The organism is Streptomyces sp. NPDC024555, from assembly GCF_055559335.1.
Window position 1 is genome coordinate 130,671 of the sequence record NZ_JBVHKV010000009.1, and the last position, 18,275, is coordinate 148,945.

Below are 18,275 nucleotides of genomic sequence, written 5' to 3' on the forward strand. Positions count from 1 at the left end.
TCCGACGTCCGGCGGCCGGTTACGCCTCGCCCGCGCTCTTCCGGGTGTGCAACTGGCGGGCCACTTCCGCGATCGAACCCGACAGCGACGGATAGACCGTGAAGGCGTTCGCGATCTGTTCGACGGTCAGATTGTTGTCGACCGCGATCGAGATGGGGTGGATCAGTTCGCTGGCGCGCGGGGCGACGACACAGCCGCCGACCACGATCCCGGTGCCGGGGCGGCAGAAGATCTTGACGAAGCCGTCGCGGATGCCCTGCATCTTGGCGCGCGGGTTGCGCAGCAGCGGCAGCTTCACGACCCGGGCGTCGATCTTGCCCGCGTCGACGTCGGCCTGGGTGTAGCCGACGGTGGCGATCTCCGGGTCGGTGAAGACGTTGGAGGAGACCGTCTTCAGGTTCAGCGGGGCGACCGCGTCCCCGAGGAAGTGGTACATCGCGATGCGGCCCTGCATGGCGGCGACCGAGGCCAGCGCGAAGACGCCCGTGACGTCACCGGCGGCGTAGACGCCCGGCGCGCTGGTGCGCGAGACCTTGTCGGTCCAGATGTGCCCGGAGTCCTTCAGCCGGACCCCGGCCTCCTCCAGGCCCATGCCCGCGCTGTTCGGGATGGCGCCGACCGCCATCAGGCAGTGCGATCCGGTGATGACCCGGCCGTCGGCGAGGGTCACCTCGACCCGGTCGCCGACCCGTTTGGCGGACTGGGCGCGGGAGCGGGCCATGACGTTCATGCCGCGGCGGCGGAAGACGTCCTCCAGGACGGCGGCGGCGTCCGGGTCCTCGCCCGGCAGCACCCGGTCGCGGGAGGAGACGAGGGTGACCCGGGAGCCGAGGGCCTGGTAGGCCCCGGCGAACTCGGCACCGGTGACACCGGAGCCGACCACGATCAGCTCGTCGGGCAGCACGTCGAGGTCGTAGACCTGGGTCCAGTTCAGGATGCGCTCGCCGTCGGGCTGCGCGTCCGGGATCTCCCGGGGGTGGCCGCCGGTGGCGATCAGCACGGCGTCGGCGGTGAGGGTCTCCTCGGTGCCGTCGGCCGCGGTGACCACGACCTTGCGGGAGCCGTCGGCGGCCTGGAGCCCCTCCAGCCGGCCGCGCCCGCGCATCACCCGGGCGCCGGCCCGGGTGACCGAGGCGGTGATGTCGTGGGACTGGGCCAGCGCGAGGCGCTTGACCCGTCGGTTGACCTTGCCGAGGTCGACGCCGACCACCCGGGCCGCCTGCTCGCTCGGGGTGTCGTCGGCGACGATGATGCCCAGCTCCTCGTACGAGGAGTCGAAGGTGGTCATCACCTCCGCCGTCGCGATCAGGGTCTTCGAGGGCACGCAGTCGGTGAGCACGGACGCGCCGCCGAGGCCGTCACAGTCGACGACGGTCACCTCCGCGCCGAGCTGGGCGCCCACCAGCGCCGCCTCGTACCCGCCGGGTCCGCCGCCGATGATCACGATCCGGGTCACGAAAGTCCGCCTCGCGTTTCTCGTCCCGCGGCCGTCTGCTGCCCCGGCCGGGGGTCCGGGGGATCGCCCCGGGGGAATGCAGTACGTACTTCATTGTCCCGCACGCGCCAAGGTGCTTCGCCCCGGGGCCCTCCATACGTGCGCGCGGCGGCCGGGGACCGGGAAGCGGGAACCGGGAGGCCGGGTGATCCGCCTCCCCCGGCCGGGGGCAACCTTCCGGTAATCGACGCTCCCGCCGTCCCCTCCCGTACCCTCGATCCCATGTCGCTCTACGCCGCGTACGCCGGCAACCTCGACGCGCGGCTGATGACGCGCCGCGCCCCGCACTCCCCGCTGCGCGGCACCGGCTGGCTGAACGGCTGGCGGCTGACCTTCGGCGGCGAGCAGATGGGCTGGGAGGGCGCGCTGGCCACGGTGGTCGAGGCGCCGCGCTCGCAGGTCTTCGTGGCCCTCTACGACCTGGCCGCCATGGACGAGGACTCCATGGACCGCTGGGAGGGCGTCGGCCTGGACATCTACCGGCGGATGCGGGTGCGGGTGCACACCCTGGACGGCGAGGAGCCGGCCTGGATCTATGTGCTGAACGGTTACGAGGGCGGTCTGCCCTCCGCGCGGTACCTCGGCGAGATCGCGGACGCGGCCGAGTCCGCGGGCGCGCCGCACGATTATGTGATGGAGCTGCGCAAGCGCCCCTGCTGACCCCCGGACCCCCGCGCTGAACTGCCGTTTCGCGGCCGTACGCGGACCCGACTGTGGGAACACACGAACGAACACGCCCAGACTCTGTCCAGGAGCATCTACGCGCGTAGGGAATCAGCGGTTACGCTCGTCCGCGTGAACGCATCAGTTATTCCGGACCACATCCAGGGCGACCCGTACTCCGCCGCCGCCGACGCCGCCGCCCGCCTGCGCGAGCTGACCGGCGCCGAGACCCACGACGTCGCCCTCGTGATGGGCTCGGGCTGGGCACCGGCCGGGGAGGCGCTCGGCGTTCCGGAGGCCGAGTTCCCGGTGACCGAGCTGCCGGGCTTCCCCGCCCCCGCCGTCGCCGGCCACGGCGGCACGATCCGCTCGTACCGGATCGGCGAGAAGCGCGCCCTGGTCTTCCTGGGCCGTACGCACTACTACGAGGGCCGGGGCGTCGCCGCCGTGGCGCACGGGGTGCGGACCGCGGTGGCCGCGGGGTGCCGGACCGTCGTCCTGACGAACGGCTGCGGCGGACTGCGCGAGGGCATGCGCCCGGGACAGCCGGTCCTGATCAGCGACCACATCAACCTCACGGCGGCGTCGCCGATCATCGGCGCCAACTTCGTCGATCTGACCGACCTGTACTCGCCCCGGCTGCGGGCGCTGTGCAAGGAGGTCGACGCGACCCTGGAGGAGGGCGTCTACGTCCAGTTCCCCGGGCCGCACTACGAGACGCCCGCCGAGATCAGCATGGTCCGGGTGATGGGCGGCGACCTGGTCGGCATGTCCACGGTGCTGGAGGCCATCGCGGCGCGCGAGGCGGGCGCGGAGGTGCTGGGCATCTCCCTGGTGACGAACCTCGCGGCGGGGCTGAGCGGGGAGCCGCTCAACCACGAGGAGGTCCTCCAGGCGGGCCGCGACTCGGCGACCCGGATGGGCTCGCTGCTGGCCCGGGTCCTGGACCGGATCTGACCCGGCCCGCGCACCTCCCACCCCAGCCACACCCCGGAAGGCGGACGACCGTGACGACGCAGGACCTCATCGCGCGGGCCAGGACCTGGCTCGCCGAGGACCCGGACCCCGAGACCCGCGAGGAGCTGGCGAAGCTCATCGACGCGGAGGACCTGGACGAGCTGGGCGACCGCTTCTCCGGCACGCTCCAGTTCGGCACCGCCGGGCTCCGGGGCGAGATCGGCGCCGGGCCGATGCGGATGAACCGCTCCGTCGTCATCCGGGCGGCGGCCGGCCTCGCCGCGTATCTGAAGGACCGGGGGCAGGGCGGCGGACTCGTCGTCATCGGCTACGACGCCCGCTACAAGTCCGCCGACTTCGCCCGGGACACCGCCGCCGTGATGACCGGTGCCGGACTGCGGGCCGCGGTGCTCCCCCGCCCGCTGCCGACGCCCGTCCTCGCGTACGCGATAAGGCATCTGGGCGCCGTCGCCGGGGTCGAGGTCACCGCCAGCCACAACCCGCCGCGCGACAACGGCTACAAGGTCTACCTCGGCGACGGCTCGCAGATCGTGCCGCCCGCCGACGGGGAGATCGCCGCCGCCATCGCCGCGGTCGGGCCGCTGGAGTCCGTGCCCCGGCCCGGCAGCGGCTGGGAGACCCTGGGCGAATCGGTCCTGGAGGCCTATCTGGCACGGACCGACGCGGTGCTCGCGGCCGGCTCGCCGCGCACCGCGCGCGTCGTGTACACCGCGATGCACGGTGTCGGTACGTCGGTGCTCACCGCCGCCTTCGACCGGGCCGGCTTCCCCGCCCCGGTGCTGGTGGCCGAGCAGGCCGAGCCCGATCCGGCGTTCCCCACCGTGGCCTTCCCCAACCCGGAGGAGCCCGGCGCGATGGACCTCGCGTTCGCCACCGCGCGCCGCACGGACCCCGACCTCGTCATCGCCAACGACCCGGACGCCGACCGCTGCGCCGTCGCCGTCCCGGACCCGGCGGCGGAGGGCGGCTGGCGGATGCTGCGCGGCGACGAGGTCGGCGCGCTGCTCGCCGCCCATCTGGTCGACCGCGGCGTCACCGGGGTGTTCGCCGAGTCGATCGTGTCCTCGTCCCTGCTCGGCCGGATCGCCGGGAAGGCGGGCCTCGGATACGAGGAGACGCTGACCGGCTTCAAGTGGATCGCGCGCGTGGACGGACTGCGGTACGGCTACGAGGAGGCGCTGGGCTACTGCGTCGACCCCGAGGGGGTGCGCGACAAGGACGGCATCACGGCGGCCCTGCTCGTCGCCGAACTCGCCTCGGTGCTCAAGGAGCGCGGCCGCACCCTGCTCGGCCTGCTGGACGATCTGGCCGTGGAGCACGGGCTGCACGCCACCGACCAGCTGTCGGTGCGCGTCGAGGACCTGTCCGTCATCGCCTCCGCGATGCGCCGGCTGCGCGAGTCCCCGCCGGCCGCGCTGGCGGGCCTGCCCGTCGTCTCGGCCGAGGACCTGGCGCGCGGCTCGGAGCAGCTGCCGCCCACGGACGGGCTGCGCTACCGCCTCGACGGCGCCCGGGTGATCGTCCGCCCGAGCGGCACCGAGCCCAAGCTCAAGTGCTATCTGGAGGTCGTGGTGCCGGTCGCCTCGGCCGACGGGCTGCCCGAGGCCCGCGCCCGGGGTGCGGAGCTGCTGGCGGGCATCCGGCGGGACCTGGCCGCCGCGGCGGGCATCTGATCCCCGGGGACGGGACACCGGCCCCCGCACGCGTCCGGTGCGTGAAGCCGGTGTCCGGTCCCGCGCGGGAACGGCCCGCGGGCCGGTGTGCCGCGCCCCCTCACCCGAAGCGGCCGTTGACGTAGTCGGCGGTCCGGCTGTCCCGGGGGCGGTGGAACATGTCGTCGGTCGGGCCGTGCTCGACGACGACGCCGGGGGTGCCCTGTTCGGCGAGGAAGAACGCGCAGTGGTCGGAGACGCGCGCCGCCTGCTGCATGTTGTGCGTGACGATGACGATGGTGACCTCCTCCCTGAGATCGGCGATGGTCTCCTCGATGCGCCGGGTGGAGGTGGGGTCGAGCGCCGAGCAGGGCTCGTCCATCAGCAGCACCCGGGGGCGCACCGCCAGCGACCGGGCGATGCAGAGGCGTTGCTGCTGCCCCCCGGAAAGCGCCCCGCCGGGCTGGCGGAGCCGGTCCTTGACCTCGCGCCACAGCCCCGCCTTGGTCAGGCACTCCTCGACCAGGTCGTCCTTGCCGCCCCTGGCCGCCTTGATGCCGTTGAGCTTCAGTCCGGCGAGGACGTTGTCGTACAGGGACATCGCGGGGAACGGGTTGGGCTTCTGGAAGACCATGCCGATCTCGCGGCGGGCCCGGGTGATACGGCGTCCCCGGTCGTAGATGTCGTCGCCGTCGAGCAGCACCCGGCCGGCGAGGGAGGCGGAGCCGATCAGTTCGTGCATCCGGTTGAGGATGCGCAGGAAGGTCGACTTGCCGCAGCCGGACGGGCCGATGAGCGCGGTGACCTCGCGGGCGGGCATGGCGAGCGAGACGCGGTCCAGGACCTTGTGGTCCCCGAACCACGCCGAGACCGCCTCGGCCTCCAGGGTGGCGGGGGCGGCGGTGACGGTGCGGGGAACGGCGTGCGGCCGGACCGTTTCGATGGTCATGCGGGTCATCAACTCCTGGCGTTTCAGAGCAGGTTGGGAAGCAGGCGGGTGGCGGCGCCGGAGACGGCGAGCCCGAGGGCGACCAGGACGGGACCGGCGGAGATCCAGGTCTGCCAGACGCCCCAGACCCGGTGCAGCCAGACGGCGAGGAGCGCGGCGATCAGCAGCGCCTGCGACCGGAGGAAGACCGCGAGCCAGGCGCCGTTCTCCCGGCCGAGCGCCTCCTCGGCGGGCCCGGTCCAGCCGAGCCGGACGGAGCGCGGCGGGCTGGGCTGTACGGGGGTGGTCAGCTCGGCGTCGACGTACAGCACGCCGGCCGGGGTGTACGGGCCGCCGGAGGCGGTGACGAGCGTGAGCCGGCCCCGGGTCCCGGCGGGGGCCGGGAGCCGGTCCCCGGACCGCCGCACGCCCAGGGTCCGGTACACGGCCTTGCCCTGACCCGTCGTCACCTCGACGGCGGCGCCCGCGGGGAGCGTGCCGAGGGCGTGGAAGGGGCTGCCGTAGCCCCACTGCCGGCCCATGACGACGCTGGTGCCGGCCTGGCCGGGCAGCGGGGTGTCCCGGCGGTGGCCGGGTCCGGACATCAGGACGCCGGAGGTGGTGCCCTCGCCGACGACCTCGCGCAGCCCGAGTGCGGGGATGCGCAGCAGGGCGACGGGCGCACCCGGGGCGAGGAGTCTGCCGTCGAAGGTGCGCTGGCCGACCGGGGCGGTGCCGAGGGCGAGTTGCCGGCGCAGTTCGTCGTAGCCGGTCTGCTGGTCGCGGGCGTGCTGGAGGTGGCCGACCACCGTGAGGTCGGCGGCGAAGCCGAGGAGGACGGCGGCGAGCACGCACAGCACCGCTCCGGCCAGGGCGAGGCCGGGGCGGGCGGGCGGTGCGGCCGGGGCGCCGGGGTCCGTCGCGGCCGGGTCCGGAGGGGGCGGGGCGGGGGCCGCCGGTGGGGGCGGCGGAGTCAGCACGGTGGTCACGGCGGGGGCCTTTCGTTCGGGTCGGGCCGGATCAGAACCGGAGCAGGCCCTTGCGGCGGGCGTGCGTCACGAACGCCGTGCCGAGCCCGCAGAGCGCGAGGGCCGCGGCGCCGAGCGCCAGGGCGCTCGATCCGGTGGAGGCGAGCGGCCCGGTGGCGCTCTCGCCGCCGCCGGCCGATCCGCCGGTGTCCGCGGCCCCGGAGTCGCCGCCGTCGGCCCCGCCCGGGGTCCCGCCGTCGTCGGCGGTGGCGGAGGGGCTGGGGTCGGGGTCGGTGCCGGGGGCGTCGCCGACGCCGTACAGGAACTCGACGCTGTGCCCGTCCGCCGTGTCCTCGGTGAGGCTGAGCGTGTACGTGCCGTCCGCACTGTCGTCCGGGACGGTGAACGCGTAGGCGGTGACGGTCCCCTGGGCGTCGGCGGTGGCGTCGGGGAAGGTGGCCCCGCTGTCGGCGAGGACGGCCTTCACCTTGGCGTTCCCGGTGTAGCCGCGCGCGGTGAGGAGGACCTTCTGCCCCGGGGTGAGCGTCGGGTTGACGTCCAGCGGTGTGCCGTCCGCGTCGGTGGCGTCGAGGTCGGCGGACGCGGTCGGCGTGGGGCTGCCGGTGTCGCTCGGGTCCGGGGAGGGCGAGGATCCGGCCTCGGTGACGGTGTAGGCGGTGGCGGTGGAGACCGATGCGGCGTACGCGGCGGTGTCGGCCGGGGCGAAGGACGCGGTGAGGGTGTGGGCGCCCCGGGCGAGCGCGGTCGTCCTGAGCGCGGCGGTGCCGGAGGCGGTGTCCACGGTGCCGAGTGCGGTGGCCCCGTCCAGGAAGGTGACCTTGCCGGCCGCCTCGGCGGGCGTGACGGCAGCGGTCAGGGTGACCTCGGCACCGGCGGGCGCGGTGGCGGCCGGGGCGGTGGTCAGGACGGTGGTGGTCGCAGCGGCGGCGGGGGCCTCCAGGGCCCAGGAGTCCCCGGTGACCCGGGCCTTCGCGGCGAAGTACGAACCGCCCACGTTGGCCGCGGTGCGGCACATCAGGCGGATGTCGTACGTCCCGTCGAGGGACCCGGTCGGGATCCAGGCGCGCAGCAGCGTCTCCAGCGACTTGCCGGCGAGGATGTCGGCGCTGAACGGCCCCTGGTCGAAGGGGGCGCCGACGGTCGTCCTGCCCAGCGTGACCGTGCCGCCGGTCGGCTTGGCCAGGACCAGTGAGACCTGCTGCGCGTTGGTGGAGGGGCAGGGGCCGTCCGTCGTCACCCGGGGGAACGTCGGATCGTCGGCGATCCTGCCCGAGGTGACCGGGAAGGTCAGCTTCCCCAGCGTGTCCACGGCGCGGGCGGACGGCACGGGCCCGAGGAGGGCCGCGGCGGCGGCGAGCAGGAGCGAGCAGGACAGCAGCAGGGCGGTGGCTGTTCTCGGTGGTGCGAGGTGCCTCATGGTGATCGGTCCCCCCAATGGGATGCGGTGGATGTGCGGGTGCGGATACGCCGGGGGGCCGGGCACCCGTGGGGTGCCCGGCCGTCGCGCGTTTACGGGGTGGTGGTCAGCTCTCGCCCTTGAGGGTCGTGCTGCCGCAGTTGGCGAGGGTGCCGAAGCCGTACGTGTTGATCACGGCGGACTGCGAGCAGACCTTGGACGAGGTGCCGACGAAGGCGGCGGCGATCACCGGGTCGGTGAGCTCGGCGGTCGGGACGACGTTGTAGACGTCGCGGTTGAAGGGGAAGGCGGTGTTGAGCGTGCCGTCGGTCAGCTGGGGGGCGACCCCGTTGACCGAGCCGAGCACGGCGGAGCCGCGCCGGTCGACGACGCCGTCGATCTCGTTGCCCTGGGCGATGTACTGGGCGATGGAGTACGGGGCGATGTCGCCCGCGCTGTCCAGGGCCTCGCCGTTGTGCTCCTGGACCGTGTCGTCCACGCAGGAGCCGAAGGTGTCCTCGGTGAGGCCGAGCTGGGCCAGGAAGAAGGACCGGGTGCCGGAGCCGGACTGGGGCAGCAGCGGGGTGAGCGCCACGCCGTTGAGGCTGGTCGTGTCGCAGGTGTAGATGGAGACCAGCTGCGCCGTCGTGAGTGCCTGGGGCAGGGCGCTGTCGGAGCGGACCGCGAAGGTGACCGCGTCCTTGCCGAACGGGATCCAGGTCAGGTCGGTCGAGGAGGTGTCCGCGACGCCGCGCGAGGAGCGCGCGAAGTCCAGGCATCCGGTGTTGTTGTCGACGGCGTTGCGCAGCGCGTTGATGCCGGCCGAGGAGCCGTTGGGCCGGGCGATCTGGCAGCCGGTGGCCCGGGTCTTGATCGGCGACGGCCCGGTGGCGTCGTAGGAGGCGATCAGCGTGCCGCTGTCGATCGCCGTGCCCAGGCCGTTCACGACGTCCTGCGTGGTGTCGGAGCCGACGCCGGCGAGGACCCGGTAGTCACCGGTGGCCGGGTCCGCCGAGGCGGGGACGGCCAGGACGCCGAGGGCGAGGGCTGCGGCACCGACAACGGCACCGATGCGTGCGCGGGACTTGACGTTCACTTCTGTTCTCCTCCGTGCTTACGGATATGAGGAATGGAAGGAATGGACGTTCAAGACGTACAAGCGGGTTCCGGAATTCTGCAGAATTCGATTCCCTTGTGCCGCCGACCCGTCGGCCGGCCACCGATTACCTTTCCGTATCCGGATATCGGCGGCCACCAACGGCAACGGTTGATCAGGTTAAGAATTCCTGTACGGGGTGACTCCTGGGGAACTCAGCCGGCCCGGACGGATTTCCGCACCGAAAGGCGCAGCAGAACCGGTCCGGAAAGGGCCGCCGCGCCGCCCGCGACCAGGACGCCGAGCAGGACCCAGCGGATGATCCCGAGGACCGTGGAGGGGGTGATCCCGCCGGACTCGGCGACGTTCTGCTGCCTGGGGTCCGCCGGGCCCGCCTTGGCCGGTGCGCCCGCCGCGTCCGGGTCCGCGTCGCCGCCGCCCGCCCCCGCGGTGCCGGTCCCGCCGGGGCCGCCGCCCGCTCCCCCGGGCCCGCCGCCGGAGTCCGCGGAGTCCGAGGCGCTTTCGGCCCCCGACGGTCCGCCGGTGCCCGGAGCCCCGTCCGCGGCCTTCGGGTGCTGGAGCCGGTCGGCGGCGGCGAGCGCCTGGGCGCGGAGGGCGGCGGGCAGCGGGGCGTAGCCCGGGGGGAGCCGGCCGGGCGACAGGCCCGGGGTCTGGCCGGCGCCGGCCGCGTACCGGATGAGCCCGGCGTAGTCCTTGCGGTCGGCCGCCGGGAGGGTCGGGTAGGCGGCGGCGTAGGCGACGGCGGCGAGCGGGTAGGCGGTCCCCTTCGCGGTGCCGGGCGCCGGGGCGAGGACGCCCGGCACGGCCGAGTCCCTCATCGCGGCGACGCCCGCGAGCACGGACGCGGTGGTGGGCGTCACGAAGTGGCCGTCGGCGTTGCGCAGGGCCGCCGTCTGGAGTCCGTAGCGGGCCGCGGAGGCGAGGTCGACGATGGCGAGGACCATCCGCTGCCCGGCCAGCGGCGGGGTGTTCACGAGTTTGGCCGGGGTGCCGTTGCCTCCGAGGGCGGCGGTGGTCGTGGCCCCGTTGTTGCCGCGCCGGGTGCGCAGGGCGCCCTCGTGCATGTCCTGGACGTACGGCGCGACCTCCGTGGTCCCGTACTCCAGTTCCTCGTCCCCGATCGTCAGCGAGGTGCGGGTCGGGTCCGCCTTGGGGAAGTCGGACACGGTGCCGTCGGTGGCGAGGCGCAGCTCCCCGAAGTACGGATTGATCCTCGCGCCCCAGGGATCGGGGGTGCCGGCCAGGAATTCCCTGGCCTCGCGGTCCGATCTGAGCCAGTCCCAGACCATTGCGGAGGTGTCGGAGCTCTCCAGCTGCACCATGAGGCTCATCGGCGCGGGCGAGGTGGATTTCCAGTTCGCGAACAAGGGGTTCAGCTTTTGGAACTCCGGGTCGTGGAAAAGACTGAGCGGATTTCCCGCGAGGTGTTCGGGAACGGACTTCCGGCCCCGGGTCACATCCTTCTGGTAGGAGGAGGTGAGCATTTTCGCGAGGAGCCGGGGGGTGAGTTTCATGGCGGCGAGCTGTCCGCTGTCCGGCATCTCGACGAAGAATCCGACGGCGAGTCCTCCGGCGGCCACCGGGGCGTGCACGGGGGTTCCGGCCGCCGTGCCGCCCTCGGCCGGTGCCACCGTGAAGGCCAGTCCGGGCGATCCGGAGCGCGGTGAGGCGATCGTGTCCCGGGCGTAGGCCTCCCCGCCCTGGGTGAAGGCGAACTTCGCCCCGCCCTTCGCCGAGCAGACCGCGGGCTGCCAGGAGCTCATGGCGTCGGTGACCAGTTCCGATCCGATCACCCGCCGCTCGGTCCGGCCGGCCGGGCAGGTGTCGCCGGCCGGGAGGAAGTCCAGCCGAACGACCATGCGGGCCGCCCAGTTGGAGGCGCTCAGCGGGGAGGAGCGCAGCTCGGTCGCCGTACTGGACACGCCGTCGACGTCCGTGTCGCCGCGCGGCACGATCACCAGCCAGCAGGACCGCCCGGTGACCTTGCCGTTCTTCGTCACCGGCTCGCCGCAGCCGAGGTGCGACGCCTCCTGCCGGGTCTGGAGCGCGAAGGTGAACTCACCGGTGCCGTCGTTGTGGGTGACGGCGTACGGTTCCTCGTTGGTGTCCAGGGAGCTGAAGTAGGTCCAGTCGCGCGATCCGGTGGTCGGCTTCCCGCCGTCCGCGGACCGGAACGGTACGTAGGACTCGAAGGTGCCGTTGTCGACGTACTGCGTCTCGGCGGGGTCGGCGACCGAGAGCTGGCGCAGGTTCGTGGAGCCGGAGGAGGCGCCCGGACTCTGCGCCGCGCCGAACTGGCACTGCTCACGGGTGGGTCCGGCGGGGTCGTCCCCCCAGCACTGCATGAGCTGGAGGTAGTCGCCCCGGAAGCCGGTCTGTGTCGGCCTTCCCCCGGTCCAGGTGATCCGCACCCCCTGGGCCCGCAGGTCCTTCGTCTGCGCCACCGTCACCTTCAGTGCGGAGAAGTCGTTGAACTCCCCCTTCCTGCCGGTCACCGTCACCGCGGAGCCGCTGGCGGCGCGCGCCGGCTGGGTGACCGGGGGCAGCGGGAGGAGCGCCACCACGAGGGCGGCGAGCAGGGCCGCGATGGCGGCCGTGAGGCGTCCGGGTGGCTGTGTACGAACCCCCGTCCGGATCAGGCCGAGGGGCCTGGTGCCTTCGAATCCAAGGCGGAGGTACCAGGCCCCTCGGACCCGGGCGCGGGTTCGTACACAGGCACCGAGCTTCATCGGAGGCCTTCCTTGCGTCGGTTGCGGGCGGCCAGGGCCCGTGCGGTGACCGGGGGGCCGACGACCACGCCGAGGAGCAGGACGGCGGAGAGCGCCATCAGCACACCGCGCAGCCCGAGCGAGTCCGCGGCGGCGAGGGTGACCGGATTGCCGACGACGGAGGCGTCGCCGCCCTGACCGCCGCCGGATGCGTCGAGGAGTTCCCCGGTGTCGGGGTCGACGGCGCCGGAGGCCGCCCCGCCCGCCGCGGCCGGGCCGCCGGTCGTCCCGCCGGTCGCGGAGGCGCCGGCCGAACCGCCCGAACCGCCGCCCGTACCGGCGGAGCCGCCCGTGCCGGCCCCCGTACCGCCGCCCGTGCCCCCGCCGGAGGCACCGCCGGTCGCGGAGGAGCTGACCCGGGTCTGCTGCCTGGCACCCGCCGTGCCCTCGGCGCACTGCGTCGGGCCGCGCTTGTCGCAGTCCTTGGGGTAGGGGGCGTTCCTGGCCAGGGTGTTGGAGCCGTCGGAGGAGAACGTGGGGTTGCGGCACTTGGTGAGGTCCACGCTCGACGCGGGGGCGCCCGGGATGCGGCGCACCTGGTTGAAGCCCGCCTGGACGAGGTTCTTCGGCAGTGGCGAGTAGCCCAGTTCCTCGGCCTGCTGCTGGCCCTCGCAGAGGAAGTAGTTGGCGAAGGTGCCGAGCGTGCGGCCCTTGGCGGTGGTGAAGGGGGCCTCCGCCGCCGTGGGCACGATCATGTAGCTGTACGAGGAGAGCGGGTAGGCGCGCCGGTCGCCGGAGCGGTAGACGCCGTCCAGGATCTGGGTCAGGTAGTTCTCGGAGTTCCTGTCCTCGTTGATCCGGGCCTTCAGCAGGGCGACGGCGACGCTGGAGGCGGTCGGTTCGACGTAGTAGCCCGAGGCGTTGAGCATCTTGGCGACCGGGAAGCCGGTCTTGATCGCGTACGAGTACTCGACGTAGGTGATCGCGCCCTCGGCGTGGCCCTGCTTGGTGTAGCCGGAGACGCCGAGCGAGCCGGATTTGGCGATGGTCGAGGAGCCGGGCACGACCGGGAAGTACGAGGTCATCCCGCAGGGCGTGGAGCGTCCGGCGCGCTTGCAGTACGCGTCCCAGAGCCCGCCGTGCTCCTTGGCCAGCCAGGTGGTCAGCTGGGCGGTCGTGCCGGAGCCGTCGGAGCGCACGACGGGGATGATGCGGCGGGCGGGCAGTGCGAGCCCCGGATTGTCGGCCTTGATCTCGGGGGCGTTCCACATGGTCAGCGTCCCGGTGAAGATCCTGGTGACGACCTCGCCGGAGAGCCGCAGGTTGGTGACCTTCTTCCCGCCGATCTTCAGGTTGTACATGAAGGCCGTGCCGCCGGCGACGATCGGCATGTACGCGTACCCCCGCTTCGGCGGGGCGTCGCGCATACCGGCCTCGGTGAGTCCGTAGGGGATCTCGGAGACGGCGAAGTCCGCGGTGCCGTTCTTGAACTGCTCACGGCCCACCGAGGAGCCGACCGCCGCGTAGTTGACGGTCATGCCGCTGTTGGCGGACACATTGCGGCGCCACTGGTCGAGCGCGTTGGAGCTCCAGGTGGAGCCGCCGCCGCTGATCTTCGTGTATCCGGCCGCCCGCGCGGGCGGCTGGTGCAGGGCGAGCAGCGCGCACACCAGTGCCGCCACCGCCGTGGTCAGTCGGGAGACGGTTGCCGGTCTCACTGGTCACTCACTCCTGTGTCGGTGGGGCGCGGCCGTAAGGCGGTCGCGGGCTTCGGGGAGCGGGCCGCGAAGCGCTCGGCGTCCCGGCGCGAGGTCAGGACGCGGCGGTGCTCCTGGCGCCGGGTCAGCTGGCCCGGTCCGCGCCCGCCGATGACGCGCGCGACGACGAACAGCACGAGCACCAGCGCCATCAGCACGGCCGCCGTGCCGAAACCGCGGGCGATCATGGTGGGTTCGGGCGATTTGACGAACTCGAAGGTGGCGAGCGGCAGCGAGACCTGCGGTCCGGAGAGCGGGTCGCCGTTGATCTCGGCGGTGAACCCGGCGGTGAGCAGCACGGGCGAGGTCTCGCCGACGCCGCGCGCGGTGCCGAGGATGACGGAGGTGGTCAGTCCGGAGCGGGCGGTGGGCAGCACCACGTGCCAGACGGTGCGCCAGCGGGAGGTGCCGAGCGCGTACGAGGCCTCCCGCAGGGTGCCCGGGACGAGCCGGATCACCACGTCCGCCGCCCGGATGATGATCGGCAGCATCATCACGGCGAGCGCGAGGGAGGCGGCGAGCCCGGACCGGTCGAAGCCGAGGGCCAGGATCACCGTCGCGTAGACGAACAGGCCCGCGACGACGGACGGCAGCGCGGTCATCGCCTCGACGACCGTGCGCACGAAGCGGGCGAAGCGTCCCGGGACCTCGTTGAGGAAGACCGCGCAGACCATGCCGCTCGGCACGGTGAGGGCCAGGGCGATGGTGATCTGCTCCAGCGTGCCGAGGATCGCGTGCAGGATGCCGCCGGCCGACAGCGGGTCCAGGGGCCCGGCCTTCGCCATGTCCTCGGTGAAGAAGTTGAGGTGCGGCAGCGCCTTGCGGCCCTCCCACAGCGTGAACACGATGACGAAGCCGAGCGCCACGACCATGACAAATCCGAGGCTCTGCACGACGACGGCGGCCAGCCGGTCGCGTACGGCGGGGCCGTTCTCGTCGAGGGAGACGAGCAGCGCGTACAGGCCGAGGAAGAGCAGATAGGCGATGACGAGGAAGCCGACCGTGCCGCTGAACGGCAGCAGCCGGGTGAAGAGCAGCGCGGTCACGGAGAGCGCGGCGGCCGCGGCGCCCAGCAGGGCGTAGACGTCGGTGGCGCGCAGCAGACGCGTGGAGCGGCGCCGCTCCCCCGCGGTCCGGGTGCGCTCCTCGGCGGGCCCCTCCGTGACGGGGGGCTTCTCGGGTGCGAGGGTCATATGGTCTCCAGCCCTGTTCACTTACTCGCTCGCCGCGCCGGAACGGCTGCGGGCGACGATCGACGACGCGGCGAAGTTGACGACGAGGGTCATCAGGAAGAGCGCGAGGCCCGCGGCCATCAGCGCCGACATGCCGAACTCGCTGGCCTCGCCGTAGCGCAGGGCGATCAGCGCGGCGACCGAGCTGGTGCCGCTCTGCAGCACGTGCCACTGGATCTCGAAGACCGGCGAGATGATCAGGTAGACGCCGATGGTCTCGCCGAGCGCCCGGCCGAGCCCGAGCATGGTGCCGCCGATCATGCCGCCCCTGCCGAACGGGAGGACGACGCTGCGGATCATGCCCCAGCGGGTGGCGCCCAGCGCGTACGCCCCCTCCCGCTCGCCGACCGGCGCCTGCGAGAACACCTCCCGCATCACCGAGCAGGCGATGGGCGCCACCATGAGCGCGACGACGACCCCGGCGACGAAGGTCGAGGAGGTGTAGACGGTCCCGGGGGCGAGCGGATCGTCCGGGTCGGCGCCCCTCACCCGGAGGAAGGGGATCCAGTCGAGGTAGGTCGCCATCCAGCGGGCCGTGGGCAGGATCTTCCCCTCGAAGAAGAAGAGCCCCCACAGCCCGTAGACGACGGAGGGCACGGCGGCCATCAGGTCGACGACGCTGATCAGGGTGCGGCGCAGCCGGACGGGGGCGTACTCGGAGATGTACAGCGCCCCGCCGACCGCCAGCGGTACGGCGACGGCGACCGCCACCACCGCGATCAGCACGGTCCCGACGAGGACGGCGGCGATCCCGAAGCGTCCGGCGTCCGGCTCCCAGGTCTCGGTGGTCAGGAACGACCATCCGGCCCGGGAGAGCGCCTGCCAGGCGCGGTACAGCAGGAACCCGCCGACCAGCAGCATCACCGCGAGGACCAGCCCGCCGCCGCCGCGCGCCACCCCGCGGAAGACGCGGTCGGGCAGCCCGGGATCCGCGTACAGCCGCCGGGGCGCCTCGGCCTCGGCCCCACTCGTATCTCTCGTCACGCGGCAGACGGTCGCGGGGTGCGGTGGCCGGGCCCGCACCGCCGTGTGAACGAGGTGTGCCCTACGGGCAACTTCCCCTCACGCCGCCCCCAGCTCCCCCAGGAGTAAGCGGAACCGCTCGTGGGCGGCCCGGCACGTCGAGTGCCGTTCGTACGCCCGCGCCGACACGGCCACCGACCGCCCGGCCGCGTCCCGCAGCACCCAGACCCAGCCGTTGCCGCCGGGGGCGTGCTGCACCCCGCCGCTCAGCTCCCCGGCCCGCGCGCACAGCTCGCCGAAATCGGCCAGGCACTGCGCGTACGCCTCGTGCGTCCCGGCCGACTCGGCGACCACGCGCCCGTTCTGTGCGACCAGCCGCCATGCGTACCCGCCGCCCGCCGCCACATCGACCCGGCACCGCACCCCGCCGGCGTCGACTCTCGCACCGTCCGCCATCCCGCCCGCCATCACGCCCCACCCCCCGCCGCCCGGTCGGATGCCGGTGCGGCAGGCGCAATGTAAGGAGACGGAGGTGACCGGTACACCGAAAAACCGCCGAACCGGTCGGCTTTCACCCGCTGGTTGCCCCCCGGCCGCCCGGCATACACGCGGGGGCCCGGGACGGCACCCGGAGATCAGCCGAACGCCCCCAGCACCACGAGCAGCACCGCGCCGACGGCGGCCGGGGCGATGATCTCGTAGGCCCAGCGGATCGAGCGGGCGGTGCCGCCGGGGACGGGCTCGTCGCCGGCGCGTTCGGCGAGCTGGCGCAGGTCGACGACCGTCTGGTCGGCGGGGGCGACCCGGCTTTTGGAGTCGCGGACGTCGGCGGTGACGGAGGTCCGGCGGTGCGGGTCGTCCATGGCAGCGCGCGACTGGTTGCGGGCGGCCTTCTTGCGCTGGCGCAGCGAGACCGGGACCGCCCAGAGCTGGAACTTCTGCCCGTCGGCGGTGAACAGCTCGCTGGAGTACCCGGCGCGCACGTCGGCGACCTCGGTCCACGGCAGGACGATCGTGCGGAACGGGTTGCGGATGCGGATGCGCTCGTCGTTGACCGCCACGACGGGCCGCAGGGTGAAGGCGATCACCAGCGGCACCGAGGTCAGCAGTCCGGCGAGGGCCAGCCACGGCACGCGGCCGTGCCCCCGGAACGCGGCGTCCCCGCCGATCCAGCAGATGAGCAGGAGCATCAGGGCGCCCCCGACCAGCCCGGCGGGCGACCGGAAGGTCCGGTCGGCGTAGGTGGGCTCGGAGGGCGGCGTGGGGCTCGTCATGGGCCCGATTCTGCCTGACGGCCGCGGCGCGTGCGGGGGCGGCCGCCCGGACACGCGGACGTGCCCGGCGGGGCGGGCGGCGGCCCGTGCGGCGGGGACGCCGGGAACCGTGGCCGGACCCGACCCCCTGTACAGGCCGCTACGCGCGTAGATATGCTCATGTGGTGACCATGCCCACCACTGCACCCGCATTCGCCGAAGCGACGGCGTCCGACAGTGCGCTGCGCCGCTTCCTGCACGGGCTGCCCGGCGTCGACGCCGTCGGCCTGGAAGCCCGCGCCGCCGCGCTCGGAACCCGCTCGGTCAAGACGACGGCCAAGGCGTACGCCATCGACCTGGCCATCTCGATGATCGACCTGACGACGCTGGAAGGCGCGGACACCCCGGGCAAGGTCCGGGCGCTGGCCGCCAAGGCCCTCCACCCGGACCCCACCGACCGCACGGTGCCGCGCACCGCCGCCGTCTGCGTCTACCCCGACATGGCTGCCACCGCCGCGGCCGCGCTGGCCGGCTCCGGTGTGAAGGTGGCCTCCGTGGCGACGGCCTTCCCGGCGGGGCGCGCCGCGCTGGACGTGAAGCTCGCGGACGTCCGCGACGCCGTCGCGGCCGGTGCCGACGAGATCGACATGGTGATCGACCGGGGCGCCTTCCTCTCCGGCCGCTATCTGAAGGTGTACGAGGAGATCCTCGCCGTGAAGGCGGAGTGCGGGACCGCCCGCCTCAAGGTGATCTTCGAGACCGGCGAGCTGTCCACGTACGACAACATCCGGCGGGCCTCCTGGCTCGGGATGCTGGCGGGCGCGGACTTCATCAAGACCTCGACGGGCAAGGTCGCCACCAACGCCACGCCCGCGAACACCCTGCTGATGCTGGAGGCGGTGCGCGACTTCCGCGCGCAGACCGGCGTCCAGATCGGCGTGAAGCCGGCCGGCGGCATCCGCACCTCCAAGGACGCGATCAAGTTCCTGGTGCTGGTCAACGAGACGGCGGGCGAGGACTGGCTGGACAACCACTGGTTCCGCTTCGGCGCCTCCAGCCTGCTGAACGATCTGCTGATGCAGCGCCAGAAGCTCAGCACCGGCCGTTACTCCGGCCCCGATTACGTGACGGTGGACTGATACCC

General features: G+C 73.3%; 15 protein-coding genes. 4 read left to right on the forward strand and 11 right to left on the reverse strand.

Going from position 1 to position 18,275, the window contains the following annotated elements; all coding sequences use genetic code 11:
- Window positions 1–19: 19 nt before the first annotated feature.
- Window positions 20–1,456 carry an NAD(P)H-quinone dehydrogenase gene (locus tag ACZ4FH_RS17420; RefSeq protein WP_383650167.1) on the reverse strand — a complete coding sequence of 479 codons (1,437 nt, stop codon included), beginning with the start codon at window positions 1,454–1,456 and terminating at the stop codon, window positions 20–22.
- Window positions 1,457–1,717: 261 nt separating this feature from the next.
- On the opposite strand from ACZ4FH_RS17420, the gene ACZ4FH_RS17425 reads away from it, so the two are divergent.
- From ACZ4FH_RS17425 to ACZ4FH_RS17435, 3 genes are all read left to right on the forward strand, one after another.
- Window positions 1,718–2,155 carry a gamma-glutamylcyclotransferase family protein gene (locus ACZ4FH_RS17425; RefSeq protein WP_383650164.1) on the forward strand — a complete coding sequence of 146 codons (438 nt, stop codon included), beginning with the start codon at window positions 1,718–1,720 and terminating at the stop codon, window positions 2,153–2,155.
- A gap of 135 nt (window positions 2,156–2,290) precedes the next feature.
- Complete coding sequence (locus ACZ4FH_RS17430; RefSeq protein WP_467305537.1) at window positions 2,291–3,115, forward strand: purine-nucleoside phosphorylase; 825 nt, start codon at window positions 2,291–2,293, stop codon at window positions 3,113–3,115.
- A 50-nt stretch (window positions 3,116–3,165) separates the two neighbouring features.
- Window positions 3,166–4,809, forward strand: coding sequence for a phospho-sugar mutase (locus ACZ4FH_RS17435; protein ID WP_467305539.1), 1,644 nt, complete (start codon window positions 3,166–3,168; stop codon window positions 4,807–4,809).
- Between the two features lie 100 nt (window positions 4,810–4,909).
- Here the strand turns inward: ACZ4FH_RS17435 and ACZ4FH_RS17440 are convergent, their stop codons facing one another.
- The 10 genes from ACZ4FH_RS17440 to ACZ4FH_RS17485 all read right to left on the reverse strand — a co-directional run bounded on the left by ACZ4FH_RS17440 (window position 4,910) and on the right by ACZ4FH_RS17485 (window position 17,152).
- Window positions 4,910–5,737, reverse strand: coding sequence for a phosphate ABC transporter ATP-binding protein (locus tag ACZ4FH_RS17440; RefSeq protein ID WP_467305541.1), 828 nt, complete (start codon window positions 5,735–5,737; stop codon window positions 4,910–4,912).
- Between the two features lie 23 nt (window positions 5,738–5,760).
- The gene (locus tag ACZ4FH_RS17445; protein ID WP_467305543.1) at window positions 5,761–6,705 is read right to left on the reverse strand and encodes a sortase; all 945 of its coding nucleotides are present in this window, start codon (window positions 6,703–6,705) and stop codon (window positions 5,761–5,763) included.
- Between the two features lie 31 nt (window positions 6,706–6,736).
- Entirely contained in the window at window positions 6,737–8,122 is a 1,386-nt protein-coding gene (locus ACZ4FH_RS17450; protein WP_467305545.1) for an Ig-like domain-containing protein, read from the reverse strand.
- Window positions 8,123–8,228: 106 nt separating this feature from the next.
- Window positions 8,229–9,197, reverse strand: a complete 969-nt coding sequence (locus ACZ4FH_RS17455; RefSeq protein ID WP_467305546.1) for a hypothetical protein — start codon at window positions 9,195–9,197, stop codon at window positions 8,229–8,231.
- Between the two features lie 215 nt (window positions 9,198–9,412).
- Complete coding sequence (locus tag ACZ4FH_RS17460; RefSeq protein WP_467305547.1) at window positions 9,413–11,947, reverse strand: hypothetical protein; 2,535 nt, start codon at window positions 11,945–11,947, stop codon at window positions 9,413–9,415.
- Window positions 11,944–13,644: a phosphate ABC transporter substrate-binding protein PstS gene (pstS, locus tag ACZ4FH_RS17465; protein ID WP_467305549.1), complete on the reverse strand. Its 1,701-nt coding sequence runs from the start codon at window positions 13,642–13,644 to the stop codon at window positions 11,944–11,946. The genes ACZ4FH_RS17460 and pstS overlap by 4 nt, the downstream gene beginning before the upstream one ends.
- Window positions 13,641–14,876: a phosphate ABC transporter permease PstA gene (gene pstA / locus ACZ4FH_RS17470; protein ID WP_467305550.1), complete on the reverse strand. Its 1,236-nt coding sequence runs from the start codon at window positions 14,874–14,876 to the stop codon at window positions 13,641–13,643. Before pstA ends, pstS begins: the two co-directional genes overlap by 4 nt.
- A gap of 21 nt (window positions 14,877–14,897) precedes the next feature.
- Entirely contained in the window at window positions 14,898–15,899 is a 1,002-nt protein-coding gene (pstC, locus tag ACZ4FH_RS17475) for a phosphate ABC transporter permease subunit PstC (RefSeq protein ID WP_467305552.1), read from the reverse strand.
- Between the two features lie 78 nt (window positions 15,900–15,977).
- Window positions 15,978–16,334, reverse strand: coding sequence for a hypothetical protein (locus ACZ4FH_RS17480; RefSeq protein ID WP_467305553.1), 357 nt, complete (start codon window positions 16,332–16,334; stop codon window positions 15,978–15,980).
- 179 nt (window positions 16,335–16,513) lie between these two features.
- Window positions 16,514–17,152 carry a PH domain-containing protein gene (locus tag ACZ4FH_RS17485; RefSeq protein ID WP_467305555.1) on the reverse strand — a complete coding sequence of 213 codons (639 nt, stop codon included), beginning with the start codon at window positions 17,150–17,152 and terminating at the stop codon, window positions 16,514–16,516.
- Window positions 17,153–17,322: 170 nt separating this feature from the next.
- Between ACZ4FH_RS17485 and deoC the strand changes: the two genes are divergently transcribed.
- The gene (gene deoC / locus ACZ4FH_RS17490) at window positions 17,323–18,270 is read left to right on the forward strand and encodes a deoxyribose-phosphate aldolase (protein ID WP_467305557.1); all 948 of its coding nucleotides are present in this window, start codon (window positions 17,323–17,325) and stop codon (window positions 18,268–18,270) included.
- Window positions 18,271–18,275 lie beyond the last annotated feature (5 nt).

What these genes read in the sequence shown, in the direction of transcription:
- pstA (WP_467305550.1), bottom strand. Translation starts at nt 14,876, where the DNA reads ATGACCCTCGCACCCGAGAAGCCCCCCGTCACGGAGGGGCCCGCCGAG.
- ACZ4FH_RS17425 (WP_383650164.1), top strand. Translation starts at nt 1,718, where the DNA reads ATGTCGCTCTACGCCGCGTACGCCGGCAACCTCGACGCGCGGCTGATG.
- ACZ4FH_RS17480 (WP_467305553.1), bottom strand. Translation starts at nt 16,334, where the DNA reads ATGGCGGACGGTGCGAGAGTCGACGCCGGCGGGGTGCGGTGCCGGGTC.
- deoC (WP_467305557.1), top strand. Translation starts at nt 17,323, where the DNA reads ATGCCCACCACTGCACCCGCATTCGCCGAAGCGACGGCGTCCGACAGT.
- ACZ4FH_RS17440 (WP_467305541.1), bottom strand. Translation starts at nt 5,737, where the DNA reads ATGACCATCGAAACGGTCCGGCCGCACGCCGTTCCCCGCACCGTCACC.
- ACZ4FH_RS17460 (WP_467305547.1), bottom strand. Translation starts at nt 11,947, where the DNA reads ATGAAGCTCGGTGCCTGTGTACGAACCCGCGCCCGGGTCCGAGGGGCC.
- ACZ4FH_RS17485 (WP_467305555.1), bottom strand. Translation starts at nt 17,152, where the DNA reads ATGACGAGCCCCACGCCGCCCTCCGAGCCCACCTACGCCGACCGGACC.
- ACZ4FH_RS17450 (WP_467305545.1), bottom strand. Translation starts at nt 8,122, where the DNA reads ATGAGGCACCTCGCACCACCGAGAACAGCCACCGCCCTGCTGCTGTCC.